Source organism: Polaromonas sp., assembly GCF_041689105.1.
Taxonomy (GTDB): domain Bacteria; phylum Pseudomonadota; class Gammaproteobacteria; order Burkholderiales; family Burkholderiaceae_C; genus Polaromonas.
In genome coordinates this window covers 1-17,596 of sequence record NZ_JBDNGU010000112.1, presented here as the reverse complement: position 1 = coordinate 17,596, position 17,596 = coordinate 1, and the positions used below count along the sequence as shown (strand labels likewise).

The 17,596-nt window shown below is 62.2% G+C and carries 15 protein-coding genes; 10 read left to right on the top strand and 5 right to left on the bottom strand.

All coding sequences use genetic code 11. The features are described 5' to 3' along the window. Positions 1-113: 113 nt before the first annotated feature. From ACESMT_RS12360 to ACESMT_RS12340, 5 genes are all read right to left on the bottom strand, one after another. Positions 114-1,640: a UxaA family hydrolase gene (locus ACESMT_RS12360; RefSeq protein ID WP_372826899.1), complete on the bottom strand. Its 1,527-nt coding sequence runs from the start codon at positions 1,638-1,640 to the stop codon at positions 114-116. 544 nt (positions 1,641-2,184) lie between these two features. Continuing rightward, positions 2,185-3,579 (bottom strand): TRAP transporter large permease, encoded by a 1,395-nt coding sequence (locus ACESMT_RS12355; RefSeq protein ID WP_372826898.1) that lies wholly within the window; start codon positions 3,577-3,579, stop codon positions 2,185-2,187. A 13-nt stretch (positions 3,580-3,592) separates the two neighbouring features. Then, positions 3,593-4,165: a TRAP transporter small permease gene (locus ACESMT_RS12350; RefSeq protein ID WP_372826897.1), complete on the bottom strand. Its 573-nt coding sequence runs from the start codon at positions 4,163-4,165 to the stop codon at positions 3,593-3,595. A 116-nt stretch (positions 4,166-4,281) separates the two neighbouring features. Beyond that, positions 4,282-5,280, bottom strand: a complete 999-nt coding sequence (locus tag ACESMT_RS12345; RefSeq protein ID WP_372826896.1) for a sialic acid TRAP transporter substrate-binding protein SiaP — start codon at positions 5,278-5,280, stop codon at positions 4,282-4,284. 78 nt (positions 5,281-5,358) lie between these two features. Beyond that, positions 5,359-6,117, bottom strand: a complete 759-nt coding sequence (locus ACESMT_RS12340) for a FadR/GntR family transcriptional regulator (RefSeq protein WP_372826895.1) — start codon at positions 6,115-6,117, stop codon at positions 5,359-5,361. Between the two features lie 152 nt (positions 6,118-6,269). Between ACESMT_RS12340 and ACESMT_RS12335 the strand changes: the two genes are divergently transcribed. From ACESMT_RS12335 to ACESMT_RS12290, 10 genes are all read left to right on the top strand, one after another. Next, on the top strand, positions 6,270-7,013 hold the full coding sequence (locus ACESMT_RS12335) for an SDR family oxidoreductase (protein ID WP_372826894.1): 744 nt from the start codon (positions 6,270-6,272) through the stop codon (positions 7,011-7,013). Beyond that, complete coding sequence (locus tag ACESMT_RS12330) at positions 7,010-7,756, top strand: SDR family NAD(P)-dependent oxidoreductase (RefSeq protein WP_372826893.1); 747 nt, start codon at positions 7,010-7,012, stop codon at positions 7,754-7,756. Before ACESMT_RS12335 ends, ACESMT_RS12330 begins: the two co-directional genes overlap by 4 nt. A 27-nt stretch (positions 7,757-7,783) precedes the next feature. Then, positions 7,784-8,632 (top strand): fumarylacetoacetate hydrolase family protein, encoded by an 849-nt coding sequence (locus tag ACESMT_RS12325; RefSeq protein WP_372826892.1) that lies wholly within the window; start codon positions 7,784-7,786, stop codon positions 8,630-8,632. Between the two features lie 26 nt (positions 8,633-8,658). After that, entirely contained in the window at positions 8,659-11,013 is a 2,355-nt protein-coding gene (locus ACESMT_RS12320; RefSeq protein ID WP_372826891.1) for a PAS domain-containing protein, read from the top strand. Between the two features lie 130 nt (positions 11,014-11,143). After that, complete coding sequence (locus ACESMT_RS12315) at positions 11,144-11,857, top strand: TetR/AcrR family transcriptional regulator (RefSeq protein ID WP_372826890.1); 714 nt, start codon at positions 11,144-11,146, stop codon at positions 11,855-11,857. 22 nt (positions 11,858-11,879) lie between these two features. Further along, entirely contained in the window at positions 11,880-13,676 is a 1,797-nt protein-coding gene (locus tag ACESMT_RS12310) for an acyl-CoA dehydrogenase C-terminal domain-containing protein (RefSeq protein ID WP_372826889.1), read from the top strand. A gap of 46 nt (positions 13,677-13,722) precedes the next feature. After that, a complete protein-coding gene (locus ACESMT_RS12305) occupies positions 13,723-14,157 on the top strand; it encodes a DUF2147 domain-containing protein (protein WP_372826888.1) in 435 nt (144 codons plus the stop codon). A gap of 102 nt (positions 14,158-14,259) precedes the next feature. After that, positions 14,260-16,683 carry a 3-hydroxyacyl-CoA dehydrogenase/enoyl-CoA hydratase family protein gene (locus ACESMT_RS12300; protein ID WP_372826887.1) on the top strand — a complete coding sequence of 808 codons (2,424 nt, stop codon included), beginning with the start codon at positions 14,260-14,262 and terminating at the stop codon, positions 16,681-16,683. A 139-nt stretch (positions 16,684-16,822) separates the two neighbouring features. Then, a complete protein-coding gene (locus ACESMT_RS12295) occupies positions 16,823-17,329 on the top strand; it encodes a DUF4442 domain-containing protein (protein WP_372826886.1) in 507 nt (168 codons plus the stop codon). Positions 17,330-17,337: 8 nt separating this feature from the next. Further along, positions 17,338-17,596, top strand: a 259-nt coding sequence (locus tag ACESMT_RS12290; RefSeq protein WP_372826885.1) for a hypothetical protein, incomplete at its 3' end; no start/stop codon positions are given.

The following is a 17,596-nucleotide window of genomic DNA, read 5'->3' as shown; positions in this document are numbered from 1 at the left end:
CGGTCATCCCGGACTCGATCCGGGATCCATGCGCATTCGCTCGCGGCGGGAGTTCGTGTGGCATGGATTGCGGGTCAAGCCTGCAATGACGCACATGTGGAGCGTACAGGTACCTACATCACTGCGCCGACCTGCCAGGGCACAAATTCGTTTTGCCCGTAGCCGTGCGCTTCGCTTTTGCTTTTTTCGCCGGAGGCCGTCGCCAGCACCAGCTCGAAGATGCGTTGCCCCATCTCGGCCACGGTGCTGGCGCCGTCGATGATCTCGCCGCAGTTGATGTCCATGTCTTCTTCCTGCTTGCGCCACAACGCCGAGTTGGTGGCCAGTTTCAGCGAAGGCGAGGGCGCGCAGCCATAGGCCGAGCCGCGGCCGGTGGTAAAGCAGATCAGGTTGGCACCGCCCGCCACCTGCCCGGTGGCGCTGACCGGGTCGTAGCCCGGGGTGTCCATGTAGACAAAGCCATGTGTGTCCACCGGCTGGGCGTATTCGTACACTGCTTCAAGGTTGCTGGTGCCGCCCTTGGCTACCGCGCCCAGCGATTTTTCAAGAATGGTGGTGAGGCCGCCGGCCTTGTTGCCCGGCGAGGGATTGTTGTTCATTTCGCCGCCGTTGATTTCGGTGTAGTGCTCCCACCACTTGATGCGCTCGACCAGTTTTTCACCGACTTCGCGCCGCACCGCGCGGCGCGTCAGCAAATGTTCGGCGCCATACACCTCGGGCGTTTCCGACAGGATGGCCGTGCCGCCATGCGCCACCAGCAGGTCAACCGCCGCGCCCAGGGCCGGGTTGGCGCTGATGCCCGAGTAGCCGTCCGAGCCGCCGCATTGCAGGCCGATGGTGATGTGGGACGCGCTGCAGGGCTCGCGCTGCACTGCATTGGCGCGGGGCAGCATCTCGTTAATCAGCCCGATGCCTTTGTCCACCGTCTTGCGCGTGCCGCCGGTGTCCTGGATGTTGAAGACGCGGAAGTTGTCGCCTTCGCTGAGGTTGCCGGTCGCCAGCCAGGCGTTGATCTGGTTGGCTTCGCAGCCCAGCCCGACCACCAGCACCGCCGCGAAGTTGGCGTGGGTGGCATAACCGGTGAGGGTGCGCTCCAGGATCTGCATGCCCATGCCCTTGTCGTCCATGCCGCAGCCGGTGCCGTGCGTGAGCGCGACCACGCCGTCGACATTCGGAAAGGCCGCCAGGGCCAAGGGGTTGGTCTGGCGCGAGAAGTGGTCGGCAATGGCCCGCGCTGCGGTGGCGGAGCAGTTCACGCTGGTCAATACGCCGATGTAGTTGCGTGTCGCCACGCGGCCGTCGGCGCGTTTGATGCCCATGAAGCTGGCTTCACGCCGCGCCGGCGCGGGCTTGACGTCGGCGCCGAAGGCATAGTCGCGCGCGAAGTCCCCCTTGTCCGGGCCCATGTCCAGGTTGTGCGTGTGTACATGCTCGCCGGGCGCAATCGGCTTGCTGGCAAAACCGATGATCTGGTTGTAGCGCCTGACGGCATCGCCCGTGTTCAAAGCGCGTGCCGCCACTTTATGTCCGGGCGGAATCAGGCCTCTGGTGGTGATGCTTTCAATCGAGGTGCCGCCTATGAGTTGGGTTCGTGCGATGACAACGTCGTCGTCTTTGTGGAGTCTGATGAAAGGGGTCATGGGGTTGATGTCAGTTGTGTTGTGAGTTTTCTAATTCCGGGAGATGGTTAATTCAGTGCTGGCCTGGGAGCCGGAGCGGATAGCTCCGCGAATGTCCCCCGCGTGGCGGTACTGAGAACTGGGAATAGCGGAACAAAATGAAAGTGGTGGATTCGCGCTCAAGGCAAGGCGCAATCCGAAGCGAAGGCAGGTCGCCTTCGCAAGGGTTGCAACGCGGCATTGGGTGTGAAGACACGCTTTCATGTTTCGATACTTCCGGTTCGCAGTACCAAGGCCGCTGCTCCTCCTTGATTTCGCTGCGCTATCCGCTCCGGCCTCCCGGGCTGGCTATCGAGTTGGTTGGCGTGGCCCGGAAACACGGCCAGCCGCCAGGATCATGTCGGTGCGGCGCTCGGCGCAGCGGCATCAAGGAGGAGGCCGCAGGCCGGAGGACAGCCGCGCAGTTGGGCGCTGCGGCGGCATGCGCCCCACCAGGTCTGATCGGCGTAAAGCAAATCAACGCCTTCCGCCTCGGTACAGGTGTGTTGCTCTTGTCCACCATGTCTCAGTAAAACATCTTCGGCAACCACAGAACCAGCGTGGGAAAGTAAGTGATGATCGCCAACGAACCCAGCAGCGGCACCAGCCAGGGCAGGATGGCGATGGTGGTTCGCTCCACGGACAGCTTGGCCACCCGCGCCAGCACGAATAGCACCATGCCCATGGGTGGATGCAGCAGGCCTATCATCAAGTTGAGCACCATGACCAGCCCGAAATGCACGAGGTCTATGCCCAGCTGCTGGCAGATCGGCACCAGGATGGGCACCAGGATCGTGATGGCCGCCGTCGGCTCCAGGAAGCAGCCGACAAACAGCATCAACAGGTTGGCCAGCAGCAGGAACACCCAGGGTTCCTTGGTGAAACCCAGCACCCACTCCGAGATCGCGGCCGTGACACCGGTGGCAGTCAGCATCCAGCCGAAGATGCTGGCGGCCGCAACGATGAACAGCACGGTGGCCGTCGTTTCGACCGTGTCCAGCGAGACCTTGACGAACATCTTCCAGTTCAGCGTGCGGTACCAGGCAAAACCCAGCACCATGGCCCAGAGGCAGGCGGCAATCGCGCCTTCGGTGGGCGTAAAGATACCCGTCGTCATGCCGCCTATCAGCAGCACGGGTGTCATGATGGGCAGCACCGCCTGGAACCTGAAGAACCGGTCTGCTGCGAACAGGACGATCAGCCCGGCGAACACCGTGATCTGCGCTGGAAACCCGGCCTTGACGATCAGCAGCCACAGCATCAGCGGCCAACCGGCGACGACCAGGGTCTCGGACAAAGCCTTGATGACGCGTGGCCACTCGAACTGGATGTCGCCGCCCCAGCCGTTCTTGTGGGCGAAGTAAGCCACCGTCAGCATCATCAGGAGGGCCAGCAGCGCGCCGGGCAGGATACCGGCCAGGAACAGCGCGCCCACGCTCACGTTGGCCATCATGCCGTAGATCACAAACGGCAGGCTGGGGGGAATGATGGGCCCCAGCGTGGCCGAGGCCGCCGTCACGCCGACTGCAAATTCCTTGCTGTAGCCATGGTCCGTCATGGCCTTGATCTCGATGGTGCCCAGACCGGCGGCGTCGGCAATGGCCGTGCCGCTCATGCCGGCAAACACCACCGAGCCGACCACGTTGACGTGTCCCAGGCCTCCTTTCATCCATCCGACCAGCGCCAGTGCGTAGTTGTAGATGCGGTTGGTGATGCCGGCGTTGTTCATCAGGTTGCCAGCCAGGATGAAAAAGGGCACCGCCAGCAGCGGAAAGCTGTCGATGCCGCTGACCATCCGGTGGATCACCACAAAACTGGGCAGGTTGCCGGTCCACCAGATGTAGATCAGCGAAGAGCCGGCCATGGCGATGGCGACGGGGATGCCGCCGCTCATGAGCAGGAGAAAAATGATTTTGAGCATGAAGTGGGCTTGCTTATTGGTCGTCCATCGAGGACTCGGGACGCTCCAGGACGGAGTAGCCGCGGCGGCGGTGAAACAGGGCGACCTGGACCGATCGGAAAGCCATGGCGGCAAAACCCAGCATGCAGATGCCATACACCCAGTTCATCGGCAGATCGACCATGGTCATGCGCGAGTTGCTGCCCAGTTTGAGCATCATCATGCCCGTCAGCACGGTGGCGGCTGCAAAAAAGCCGATGCGCATCAGGTCAACCGTGGTGGCCATTGCGCGCCCCAGGCGCCTGGGCATGAACTTGTAGAAGAAATCGACCTGGATGTGGTTGTTTTTCACCACGCCGATGGTGGCGCCCGTGAAGACCACCGCGATCAGCAGGTAACGCGCGATCTCCTCGGTCCAGGCGGCCGAGTCGTTCATGACATAACGCGTGAAGAACTGGTAGAAAACCGTGAGTCCCAGGATCCAGAAGAAGCCCAGCGCCACCCAGCCTTCGAGCGTCGTGCCGGAAAGGTCCACCGTTTCGTCCTGCGCGTGGAACTCGCCGTCGTCGCCCATTACCGGGGCCATGTCGTCAATGGATGGGGTCATAAGGATGTGCCTGCAAGTGCCTGTTAACCCAGGGACACCGTGGAACCGGCTTTGCCGGGCCACGGGTGTCGCCCCCTGGGGGGAGTCGGCTCACGCCAGTGAGCCGCTTCGGGGGGTTATTTGATACTTACGACGCGGTCCCAGTCCTTCTTGTCCAGCTTCATGGACTCGAAGGTGATGGCCTTGAGCACGCGTTGCTGGAAGTCGTTGCGGTCCACCGTGACCACATTGATACCTTTCTTCTTGAACTCTTCCACCAACTCGCCTTCGCGCTTGCGGATGTCGTTGGTGGCGTTCACGGCCGCTTCCTGCGTCACATCAGACAGGATCTTCTGCTCGGCCGGCGTCAGCTTGCCCATCAGGCTGGGAGCCACCACGGTCAACAGCGCATCGGCGATGTGGCCGGTCAGGATGATGTGTTTTTGCACCTCAAAAAACTTCTTGGCTTCAATGGTCGGCAGCGGGTTCTCCTGCGCGTCCACGGTGCCGTTCTGCAGTGCCAGGTAGACCTCGGCAAAGGCAATCGGCGTCGGGTTGGCGCCGCAGGCGCGTGGTAGCGCGGTGTAGGCCGGCGAGTCGGGCACGCGCATCTTGATGCCCTTCATCTCGTCGCAGTTCTTGAACAGCTTGTTGCTGGTGGCGTGGCGCGCACCGTAATAGGTCAGGGCAGTCACCGTGTTGCCCGTGGCTTTTTTGTAGCCTTCGGTCAGTTCCTTGAAGACGTCACTCTTGCCGTAGGCGATCACATGGTCGGCATCGCGGAAGGTGAAGGGGTAGTAACTGACGGCCAGGCGGGGGTAGGAGTTGGAGGCAAAGGAGGCGCCGGTCAGGATGATGTCCACCGTGCCCAGCTGCAGGCCCTGGTTGATGTCGCTTTCCTTGCCCAGGCTGGAAGCTGGAAAAACCTGGATTTCGTATTTGCCGTTGGTGCGTTTCTTGAACTCCTCGCCGGCCCAGACCGACCACTTGTGGTAGGGCTCGGAGGTTTCATAGACGTGTGCCCATTTCAGTTTGGTCTGCGCATTTGCAATGCCAAAAGGGGCTATAGCCCCCGCCAGTATTGCGCAAGCAGCTATTGTTTTAAGAGCAAATTGCTTTCTTGTCAGTGCTTTCATGGTGTCTCCTCTTGGGGTGGTTTACTGGCTTTCAAAGGGAAACGATGCACATGCCAGCCGTGCACCGCAGTTCATGGGTCATCCGGCGTTCGCCAGACTGGCGAAGGGCTCTTTGAGTTGCCGCGCCTGGCGCCAGCTCACGCTGAAACGGGTGTGCGAGTTGTCCATGTGGGCATGCATGGCCAGACGGGCGGCTGCGGCGTCGTGATTGCGCACCGCTTGCAGGATCGCCTCGTGTTCACTGATGGCGGCGCTCCAGGACTCCAGGTTTTCAAAGTAGCCGCCGAGGCGCTCAAACAGCGGTCCGCGCCGCGAGTCCCAGAAGCGCTGCACGGTTTCGATCAGCACGACGTTGTCCGACGATTCGACAATCGCGGTGTGGAAGGCTCTATCTCCTTCCAGCGGCAACACGCCGCGCCCGGCGTCTTTTTTCATGACTTCCAGCGCCTTGCACATCGCGCTGATGTGTTTGCGTTTGGCCTGCAGCGCCGCGATCGAGGCAATTTCGCCTTCAATCACCCGGCGCGCGCGTATCAGCTCCAACGGTCCCCATTCGTCCGCGGCGATCTGCGGCTGGCTGGCAGCGGCCGCAGCCGCCTGGCTGCTGCGGTCCAGCACATACACCCCGGACCCTGTGCGCACCTCGACCCAACCCTCGACTTCCATCGCAATCAGGGCTTCACGTACCGAGGGCCGGCTGACCCCCAATTGCCGTGCAAGGTCCCGTTCTGCGGGCAGGCGCGTGCCCACCACAAATTCGCCCGACAGGATCAGCGCACGCAGTTGCCCGGCAATCTGGCGATACAGGCGTTGGGGTTCGACGGTTTGCAAGGGCACGGCGGAAAGGAGTAGGGATTAAGGGTTAGCCAGAATTGGACAAGTGGTAAGGCCAATTAATAATCCCATGAATCCCTCGGCGCCAATATCCGGCAAAACCCTGTGCGGGTTGTCCTGCCGGCCCGGCTTGTCCCATCAACAAGGAAACACCCATGAGACTTCAAGGAAAAACCGCGCTGGTCACCGCCGCCGGCCAGGGCATAGGCAGGGCCAGCGCATTGGCGATGGCGGCCGAAGGCGCCCAGGTCTGGGCCACCGACGTCAACCAGAAGCTGCTGGACGCTTATGACGGGGTGCCCAATGTGCACGCGGTGCGGCTCGATGTGCTCGACAAGGCGGCCATCCAGTCGTTGATCGCCGGCATGCCGGCGCTTCACGTGCTGTTTAATTGCGCCGGTTTTGTGCATGCCGGCTCGATCCTGCAGGCCACCGACGACGAGTGGGACTTTGCCTTTGACCTCAATGTGCGCTCGCAGTTCTGGACCATCCAGGCGGCGCTGCCGCGCATGTTGACCAACAACGGCGGCAAGGGCGGCGGGAGCATCATCAGCATGGCCAGCGTGGTCAGCATCAAGGGGCTGCCCAACCGGTTTGTCTACGGCGCGTCCAAAGCGGCTGTCATCGGCCTGACCAAAAGCGTGGCGGCCGACTTTGTGACGCAGGGCGTGCGCTCCAATTGCATCTGCCCTGGCACGGTGGACACACCCTCGCTGCAGGACCGCATCAACGTGTTTGAAGACCCGGTCGAAGCGCGCAAAAACTTTGTCGCGCGCCAGCCCATGGGCCGGCTCGCCAAGGCGCATGAAATTGCGCCGCTGGTGGTGTTTCTGGCCAGCGACGAATCGGCCTTTGTCACAGGCCAGTCCTACAACATTGACGGCGGCATGACCATATGAACCAGCTCGACTTCAAAGGCCGGCATGCGGTGGTCACCGGCGGCGCTACAGGACTCGGGTATGCAATTGCGCAGCGCCTGATGGCGTCTGGCGGCAGCGTCACCTTGTGGGACCGCGACAACGTGGCTGCAACAAAGGCGGCCACTGCATTGGGACCGAAGGCGTCGGCTGTGGCGGTGGACGTGTCGCAGCATGACTCGGTGCAGGCGGCTGTCAAGGCGACGCTGCTGATGGCGCCACGGGTGGACGCGCTGGTCAACAGCGCCGGCGTCACCGGGCCCAACGTCAAGCTCTGGGACTACCCGGTAGACGAGTGGCGTCAGGTGATCGATGTCAATCTCAACGGTCTGTATCTGTGCTGCCGCGAATGGGCGCCGCATCTGCGCGCCAACAACTACGGCCGCATTGTCAACATCGCCTCGGTGGCCGGCAAGGACGGCAATCCCAACGCCAGCGCCTACAGCGCCAGCAAAGCGGCGGTGATTGCGCTGACCAAGTCACTGGGCAAGGAACTTGCCGACACCGGCGTGCGGGTCAACTGCGTGACGCCAGCCGCCGTCAAGACCGCGATCTTCGATCAGATGTCGCCCGAACACATTGCCTTCATGCTGTCGAAAATCCCCATGGGGCGATTCGGCACGCCCGAAGAGGTGGCCGCCATGGTGGGCTGGCTGTGCACCGAGGAATGTTCGTTTTCGACTGGCGCGGTCTTTGATCTGTCCGGTGGTCGGTCCACGTATTGATCTATTTGTTTAACCAGAAGGAAAACCATGAAACTCGTTCGTTACGGCAACCCCGGCAAGGAAAAGCCCGGCCTCATTGATGCAGAAGGCAAGCTGCGCGACCTGAGCAAGGTCATCGCAGACATTGGCCCGGACCAGCTCGGTGATGTCGCGCTGGCCAAATTGCGGCGACTGAAAACCGCCACGCTGCCGATGGTCAAGAGCTCGCCGCGTTTGGGCAGCCCGGTGGCCGGTGTCGGCAAGTTCATCGCCATCGGCCTGAACTATGCCGACCACGCCGCTGAATCGGGCTTGCCGATTCCGCCCGAGCCGGTGGTTTTCATGAAGGCCACCAGTTGCATCCAGGGCCCAAACGATCCGGTCATGCTGCCCAAGGGGTCGGTCAAGTCCGACTGGGAGGTCGAACTCGGCGTGGTGATCGGCACCCGTGCGCGGTATGTGTCGCAAAAGGACGCGCTCAATTTTGTCGCGGGTTATTGCACCATCAACGATGTCAGCGAGCGTGAGTTCCAGATCGAGCGCGGTGGCACCTGGGACAAGGGCAAGGGCTGCGACACTTTTGGCCCGCTGGGCCCCTGGCTGGTCACGCGCGACGAGGTGCCCAACCCGCAAAAGCTGTCGATGTGGCTGGACCTCAATGGCAAGCGCATGCAGACCGGCCACACCCGGACCATGATCTTCAGCATCGCCAAAATTGTCAGCTATTGCAGCCAGTTCATGACGCTGCTGCCCGGCGACGTGATTACCACCGGTACGCCGCCCGGTGTGGGCCTGGGCATGAAGCCGCCGCTGTACCTGAAAAAGGGCGATGTCATGACCCTGGGCATCGAAGGCCTGGGCGAGCAGCGCCAGGTGGTGGTGCCGTTCAAGCTGTAGGGCCCCGGGCAGGTAAACTGCGGCGGATGAGCGCCGCACCGGACCTGCCAATTTTTCCAGGCAACACGCCTGTGGCGCATTTGATGCGCGAGAAGGACTGGTCCGGCTCGCCGCTGGGCCTGCCGCAACACTGGCCGCAACCCCTGCGCTCGGTGGTGAGCCTGATGCTGGGCTCGGCCTTTCCAATGTTCGTGGCCTGGGGTCCGTCGCTGTACACCTTGTACAACGATGCCTATGCCCAGATCATGGGCGCCAAGCATCCGGACGGGTTGGGCCAACCGTTTCTGGATATCTGGCACGAGATCCGTGCAGATCTCGTGCCGCTGGTCCAGCGCGTGGAGGCCGGCGAATCCTTCTTCATGGAAAACCTGCCGCTGTGGATGCGCCGCCATGGTTATGACGAAGACACGTGGTTCACCTTTTCCTACTCACCCGTGCTTGGTGACAATGGCAGCGTGGCCGGGTTTTTTTGTGCCTGTACCGAAACCACCGCCATGGTGCTGGCCGAGCGGCACCAGAGCGCCGAACAGGAGCGGCTGCAGTCGCTGTTCAGCCAGGCACCGGGGTTCATCGCGATCATGCGCGGAGCCGACCATGTTTTTGAAATAGCCAACCAGGCCTATCTGCAGCTGACTGGCTTTCGCGAGGTGATCGGCAAACCGCTGGCCGAGGCTTTGCCCGAAGCGGTGGACCAGGGCTTTGTCACCTTGTTGGACCAGGCCTATGCCACGGGCGAGCCTTATGTGGGGCGAGCCGTCAGGGTGATGATCAACCGCGAGCGTGAAGCCCCGCCCAGTGAAGCCTGGCTGGACTTCGTGTATCAGCCGCTGCGGGATGCGGCTGGTGCTGTCACCGGTGTTTTTGTGCAGGGCCACGACGTGACCGAGCTCCAGCGCACCCAGCAGGCCTTGATGGCTTTTTCCAACAGCATTCCCGCGATTGCCTGGGAAGCTGCGACTGATGGTTCTCTGGAGCGCTTCAACTCGCAGTGGCAGGTCTACACCGGCCAGACGGCCGAGAGTGCGTTGGGTCATGGCTGGACGGCATTTCTGCATCCGGACGACCGCACGGTGGCGCGGCAGACCTGGGAACGCGTGCGCAGCGGCAACGAGGCCTGGCAGGTGGACTACCGTTTGCGCGGTGCGGACGGGGGCTACCGCTGGTTCAACGCCCGCGCCGTACCCCAACTCGATGCCGGCGGCCGGGTGTTGCGCTGGTTCGGCACCACCACCGACATCGAGGAGTCCCGCGCCGCAGCCCAGATACTGCAGGAGGCGGACCGACAGAAGGACGAGTTTCTCGCGACGCTCGCGCATGAGTTGCGCAACCCTCTGGCGCCGATCCGCACGGCGGTTCAGTTGCTGGCCTCGCCTGCCGTGACCACTCAGGCGCGGGAGCGCGCCATCGCTGTGATCGGTCGCCAGGTGGCACACATGGCGCACTTGCTGGACGATCTGATCGACATTGCCCGCATCACGCGGCGACGGCTGGTGCTCAAAAAAGAGCGCATATCGGTCGATGATCTGGTTGAAACCGCCATGGAGACCGCCAGGCCGCTGGCCGATGCCAAGCGACAGGCCCTGGACGCCACCGTTGCCAGTGCCGGGCTGCAGCTGGTGGCCGACCCGGTTCGGGTGGCACAAATCCTCTCCAACCTGCTGAACAATGCGTCGAAATACACCGACGTGGGCGGACGCATCGCGCTCGACGTTCAGCTTGAGGGGGAGGCCGTGGTGTTCAGCGTCACGGACAGCGGCATCGGCCTGAGTGGGGCCACCATCGGCAAGATTTTCACCATGTTTTCCCAGGAGCAGTCGGCACTGGACCGCTCCGAGGGCGGGCTGGGTATTGGCCTGGCCCTGGTCAAGGGCTTGGTGGAACTCCACGGCGGGACGGTCTCGGCCTGCAGCGAAGGCCCGGGCCGGGGCAGCCGTTTTGTGGTGACCCTGCCGGCGCGCGCGCAGGCGCCGGAGCTGGGCGCAGCGCAGGCGGCAGGCCTGGCAACGCCGCCGACCCATGCCCTCACGCTGCTGCTGGCCGACGACAACCGCGATGCGGTGGACGTTCTAGCCGAGTTGCTGCGCCTGGACGGCCATACTGTATATACAGCCAACGACGGACTGCAGGCGATGGCGCTGGCCGGGCAGCTGCAGCCCGACGTGCTGGTGCTCGATATCGGCATGCCAGGCCGCAACGGGTATGAGGTGGCTCGCCACGTCCGCGCCCAGCCCTGGGGAAGCCGACCGCTGTTGATCGCAGCCACTGGCTGGGGCCAGGAAGACGATCGGCAAAAAGCACTGGCCGCTGGCTTCGATCTGCACCTCACCAAACCGTTCGATCCGCTGGCGCTTTCAGCGGCGATCAGGCAAAAACTCGCTTGAACAGTATTCAGGTTTACCCTCGATTGGCTTAGGCGCCGGGCTCTATAAACCGGGTTTTTTGCCCGGTTTTGTTGGGCAGACGAGGTTTTGCGGCAAAATAGAACGGTCGTTCTTTTTTAAGCGCCACTTCATGTCTGTAACCACACTACCCACCAAGACAGCCCGCCCCGCCGGACAGCGGGATGGCGGACGAGCGGGCCCGTCGGGCATGCAAAAAGGCCAGCAGACCAAGGCGGCCATTGTGGATGCCGCCCTTGGTCTGGCGACGCAGATCGGCCTTGAAGGCCTGAGCATAGGCGCGCTCGCTGAAGTCATGCACATGAGCAAATCGGGCGTTTTTGCCCACTTCGGCTCGCGCGAAGAGCTGCAGATTTCCGTAGTCCGCGAATATTTTTCGCGTTTCGAGGAGGAGGTGTTTTACCCCGCCCTCAAGGAAGCCAAGGGCCTGCCGCGAGTGCAGGCGCTGTTTGGCAACTGGATGAAACGTGTCGCGGTCGAACTCCAGTCCGGATGCATCTTCATCAGCGGCGCGGTCGAGTTTGACGACCGGCCCGGCCCGGTGCGCGACGCACTGGCCAGCTCGGTGCAAACCTGGCTGGCCGCCATGTACCGTGCCGTGGTGCTGGCCAAAGAGGCCGGCCATTTGCGCCAGGACGCCGACGAGCGCCAGATCGCCTTTGAAATCCACGGCCTGATCCTGGCCCTGCATTACGAAGCGCGCTTTCTCAAGACACCCGGCTCCATGGAGCGCACGCTGCAGGCCTTCCAGAGCATTCTGGCGCGTTACGGCAGCGACGCCTTGCCGGTGCCATCGATCATTTCTTCTTCTTCATCTTCCATCTAATCCCCTTCAAAAGGACGATCTCATGCCCCAATACTCCCCACCGCTGCGCGACATGCAATTTGTGATGCACGAAGTGCTCAAGGTCACCGACGAACTCAAGCCGATCGCCAAATACGCTGACGCCGACGCAGAGACCATGAACGCCATCCTCGAAGAAGGGGGCAAGTTCGCCAGCGAGGTGGTTCTTCCGCTGAACATCAGCGGTGACGAAGAAGGCTGCACGCTGGACCCGGTGACCCACGCCGTGACCACGCCCAAAGGCTTCAAGGAAGCCTACAAGAAGTACGTCGAAGGCGGCTGGCCCGCCCTGAGCGGCGACACCGATTTTGGTGGCCAGGGCTTGCCACTGGTGGTCAACCAGTGTTTCTACGAGATGCTCAACAGCGCCAACCAGGCCTGGACCATGTACCCCGGGCTGACCCACGGCGCCCATGCCGCGTTGCACGCCCATGGCACCGATGAGCAGAAAAAAACCTACCTGCAAAAAATGACCACCGGCGAATGGACCGGCACCATGTGCCTGACCGAGCCCCATTGCGGCACGGATCTGGGCCTGATGCGAACCAAGGCTGAACCGCAGCCCGACGGCACCTACAAGATCACCGGCAACAAGATTTTCATCAGCGCCGGTGAGCACGACATGGCTGACAACATCATCCACCTCGTGCTGGCCCGCATCACCGACGCGCCTCCCGGCATCAAGGGCGTCAGCCTGTTTATCGTGCCCAAGTTCATGGTCAAACCGGACGGCACACCCGGCGAGCGTAATGGCATTTATTGCGGCGGTCTGGAGCACAAGATGGGCATCCACGGCAATGCCACGGCGCAGATCGTCATCGACGGCGCGATAGGCACGCTGGTGGGCCAGCCCAACAAGGGCATGCAAGGCATGTTTGTGATGATGAATGCCGCACGCCTGGGCGTGGGCAACCAGTCCTTGGGCCTGACCGAAGTGGCGTACCAGAACGCGCTGGCTTATGCCAAGGATCGCATCCAGATGCGTTCGTTGTCAGGGGTCAAGGCCAAAGACAAACCGGCCGACCCGATCATCGTGCACCCCGATGTGCGCAAGATGCTGCTGACGGCCAAGGCTTACGCCGAGGGCGGCCGGGCGTTGGCGATTTACTGCGCGGTGCTGCTGGACAAGGAGCACTATCACCCTGATGAAAAAGTGCGCAAGGACAGCGGTGAGGTGTTGTCCCTGCTGACCCCCATCGTCAAGGCCTTCCTGACCGACAACGGCCACATTGCCACCAATGCCTGCATGCAGGTATTTGGCGGCCATGGCTTCATCAAGGAATGGGGCATGGAGCAGTTTGTGCGCGACAACCGCATCAACATGATTTATGAGGGCACCAACACCATCCAGTCGCTGGACCTGCTGGGCCGCAAGGTATTGGGCAACAACGGCGCGACGCTCAAGAAGTTCGGCAAGATCATTGGCGCGCTGATTGCCGAGGAAGGCGTCAACGAGAAGATGGCCGAGTTCATCAACCCGCTGGCTGTCCTGGCCGAGCAGATGACCAAGTTCACCACCGAGCTTGGTTTCAAGGGCTTCCAGAATCCCGACGAGGTCGGTGCGGCGGCTGTCGATTACCTGCGTGTGGCCGGCCACCTGGTGTTTGGTTACTTCTGGGCCCGCATGGCGCAGGTTGCACTGCGCGAAATCGCCGCCGGCAATGCTGACCCCTTCTACCTGGCCAAGCTGCAGACCGCGCGGTTTTACTTCGCCAAGCTCTTCCCCGAGACCGCGACGCTGATGCGTACCGCCCGCAGCGGCAGCAAGGTGCTGATGGACACCGACGCCGCGCTGGCCTGATGCCTGTTGTTTCAGAGATCTCAAGCTTTTTAGCCCTGGAGTCCTTATGTATCGTGCGCTGACAGCTATTATTTTGGGAGCATCTTGCGTCTCCGGTTTTGCACAGATGACCCCTGTGGGCCTGTGGCGCAACGTGGACGACAAGACCGGCGAAGCGAAAGCCGAGATCCGGATTGTCGAGACCGGCGGCGTGTTCAGCGGCAAGCTTGAAAAGCGCCTGGGCAAGGACGTCAAGGCGGACGCGGTGTGCGAGGAATGCAGCGATGAGCGCAAGGGCAAACTCCTGACCGGTCTGGAGCTGATTCGTGGGGCCAAAAAAAATGAAGGCAAGGATGTGTGGGAGGGCGGAAAAATCCTGGACCCCGAAAACGGCCGCGACTACACGCTGCGCATGACACCCGTAGAGGGCGGCAAAAAACTTGAGGTCCGCGGCTCGATCGGCCCGTTCGGGCGGACCCAGACCTGGGTCCGCATTCAATGATTTAACTCCCTCTCCCTCTGGGAGAGGGCGGGGGTGAGGGTAGCCTGCAAAGAACCCCTCACCCTAACCCTCTCCCATAGGGAGAGGTAACGGGAGAAAAAAATGTCTAGATTTCAAGTCAAAAAAGTCGCTGTCCTCGGCGCCGGTGTGATGGGTGCGCAGATCGCCGCCCACCTGGTCAATCTCAAGATTCCGGTGGTGCTGTTTGACCTGCCGGCGAAAGAAGGCCCGAAGAACGGCATTGTGATCAAAGCCATCGAAGGCCTGAAAAAGCTCAAGCCCGCGCCGCTGGGCGTGCCGGAAGACGCGGCACTGATCCAGCAGGCCAACTATGAAGAACACATGGATGTTCTCAAGGAGTGCGACCTGATCATCGAGGCGATTGCCGAGCGCATGGACTGGAAGACCGACCTGTACCACAAGATCGCGCCTTTCATTGCCGATAACGCGATCGTTGCCAGCAACACCTCGGGCCTGTCCATCACCAAGCTCAGCGAAGCACTGCCTGAAGCGATCAAGCCGCGTTTTTGCGGCATCCACTTTTTCAACCCGCCGCGTTACATGACGCTGGTCGAGTTGATCAACACGCCGACCACCGAGCCGCGGGTGCTCGACGACCTTGAAGCCTTTGTGACCAGTGGCCTGGGCAAGGGGGTGATACGCGCGCACGACACGCCCAATTTCATTGCCAACCGTGTTGGTATTGCCAGCATGCTGGCCACCATCAAGGAGGCCGAGACCTTTGGCCTGAGCTACGACGTGGTCGATGACCTGACCGGCAAGAAGCTGGGACGCGCCAGCTCGGGCACCTTCCGCACCGCCGACGTCGTGGGTCTGGACACCATGGCGCACGTCATCAAGACCCTGCAGGACAACCTCGGCCCCGGCAAAACAGAAGACCCGTTCTCGGACATCTACGGCACGCCGCCCGTGCTGGCCAAACTGCTGGAGTCGAAAAGCCTGGGCCAGAAAACCGGTGCCGGGTTCTACAAGAAAGTTGGCCGCGATATCCTTCGGCTTGATCCTGAAAGCATGGACTACGTTCCCGGCGGTGCCAAGGCCAATGAAGTGGTGGGCCGCATGCTCAAGAAGCCGGCCGGTGAGCGGCTCAAGCTGCTGCGCGAAGCCGAAGGCGCCGAGCCGCGTTTCCTCTGGGCCATCCTGCGTGACCAGTTCCACTATGCGGCGGTGCATCTGGAAAGCATTGCCGAGACTGCGCGCGACATCGACTTTGCGATGCGTTGGGGTTTTGGCGCCAAACAAGGCCCGTTCGAGCTGTGGCAACAAGCCGGCTGGTTGCAGGTGGCCAACTGGATCAAGGAAGACATTGACGCGGGCAAGGCGCTGTCCATGGCGCCGCTGCCCGACTGGGTGTTCAAAGGCCCGGTCGCCGATGCGGGCGGTGTGCATACACCCGAAGGCTCCTGGAGCGCGTCGGCGAAAAAATTTGTACCGAAGCGGCAACTGGCTGTGTACCAGCGCCAGTTTTTCCCTGAAGACGTGCTGGGTTCGAAAGCGCCTTCGTTCACCACAGCTGGCACCACCTTGCATGAAGACGACGCCATCCGCCTCTGGACGCTGGACGGCGTGAATGGCGAGGCGGGTGACGTGGTGATCGCCAGCATCAAGACCAAGATGCACGCGATCAGCCCCGACGTGGTGGAGGGCCTGGCCATGGCGGTGGATCTGGCCGAAGCAAGCTACAAGGGCCTGGTGATCTGGTCCAACGACGAGATGTTTTCGGCCGGCGCCGACCTGCAGGCCATGTTGCCCGCCTTCATGATGGCCGGTGTGTCCGCAGTGGAAGGCGCAGAGGCCGAGATGCAGCGTGTCATGCTCAAGCTGCGTTATTCGGCTGTGCCCGTGGTGTCGGCGGTTCGCGGTCTGGCGCTGGGCGGCGGCTGCGAGATGGCGGTGTATTCGGCCAAACGCGTGGCCGCCATGGAAAGTTACATCGGCCTGGTCGAAGTCGGTGTCGGCCTGGTGCCCGGCGCAGGCGGGCTGACCTACATTGCCCGCCGTGCTGCGGAAAATGCCGCCACCTCGACCAACAAGGACATCCTGCCTTTTCTGACAGAAGGCTTCACCGCTGCGGCCATGGCCAAGGTCGGCACCAGCGCGATTGAAAGCCGCAAGATCGGCTACCTGCTGGACAGCGACGTGATCGTGCCGAACAAGGACGAGTTGCTGTTTGTCGCGGTCAATGAAGCACGCGCACTGTTCAACTCGGGCTACCGCGCACCGCACAAGCGCCCCTTCCCGGTGGTGGGCCGCAACGGCCTGGCCACCATCACCGGCCAGCTGGTCAACATGCGCGATGGCGGTTTCATCAGCGCGCACGACTTCAACATTGGCCGCCTGATTGCCAGCGTGGTTTGCGGCGGCGACGTCGATGCCGGCACGCTGGTCAACGAAGAGTACCTGATGACGCTGGAGCGCAAGGCCTTCTGCTCATTGCTCGAACATCCCAAAACGCAGGAGCGGATCATGGGAATGATGAGCACCGGCAAACCTGTGCGGAATTAATGCACACCCCCGTCGGACACTCACTGCGTGTAGTGCCTTCCCCCCTTGCAGGGGGCGGCACCTGCAGCCCGGCAAAGCCGGTTCTGCGCTGCCCGCTGGCTGGGAATCGCGCGCGTCACTTCGCATAACTCATTAGTTCATGACCACTCCTCATTCTCCCAACCGCCTCGAACGCCAGTTGGACCGCCTGTCGGACCTGCCGGCTTTTGCGCGTACCTGGTTTCGCGGCGTGGTGATGCACCGCGCTGTGCCTTTCACGGGCACGGCGGGGCTGGACTTCCTGCAGATGACAACCGGCAGGGTGGAGATCGGCATCAGGAACGAGAAAAAAGTGCAAAACCACATTGGCGGCATTCACGCCTCTGCGATGAATCTGCTGGCTGAAACCGCCACCGGCATGCTGGTGGGCATGAATGTGCGCGATGACTGCACACCGCTGGCCAAGGAGCTGAAGATGGCGTTCAAAAAACGCGCCACCGGATCGCTGAGGGCTGTGGCGACGCTGAGCGACGACCAACGTGCAGCCATGCAGGCCAGTGACAGGGGCGAGGTGACCGTGCCGGTTACCGTGACCGACGAGGCCGGCGTGAACCCGGTCGAATGCGAATTTGTCTGGGCCTGGGTGCCGTCCGGCCCGCGAAAGTAAGCCTGGTCATGAAGACAGCCGACACCCTCACCCCAACCCTCTCCCGCAAGCGGGAGAGGGAGCAGGAGTCGGTGTCCCCTGCGTGCGACCCCCGCAAGCGGGAGAGGGAGCAGGAGTCGGTGTCCTCTGCGTGCGACCCCCGCAAGCGGGAGAGGGAGCAGGAGTCGGTGTCCTCTGCGTGCGACCCCCGCAAGCGGGAGAGGGAGCAGGAGTCGGTGTCCTCTGCGTGCGACCCCCGCAAGCGGGAGAGGGAGCAGGAGTTGGTGT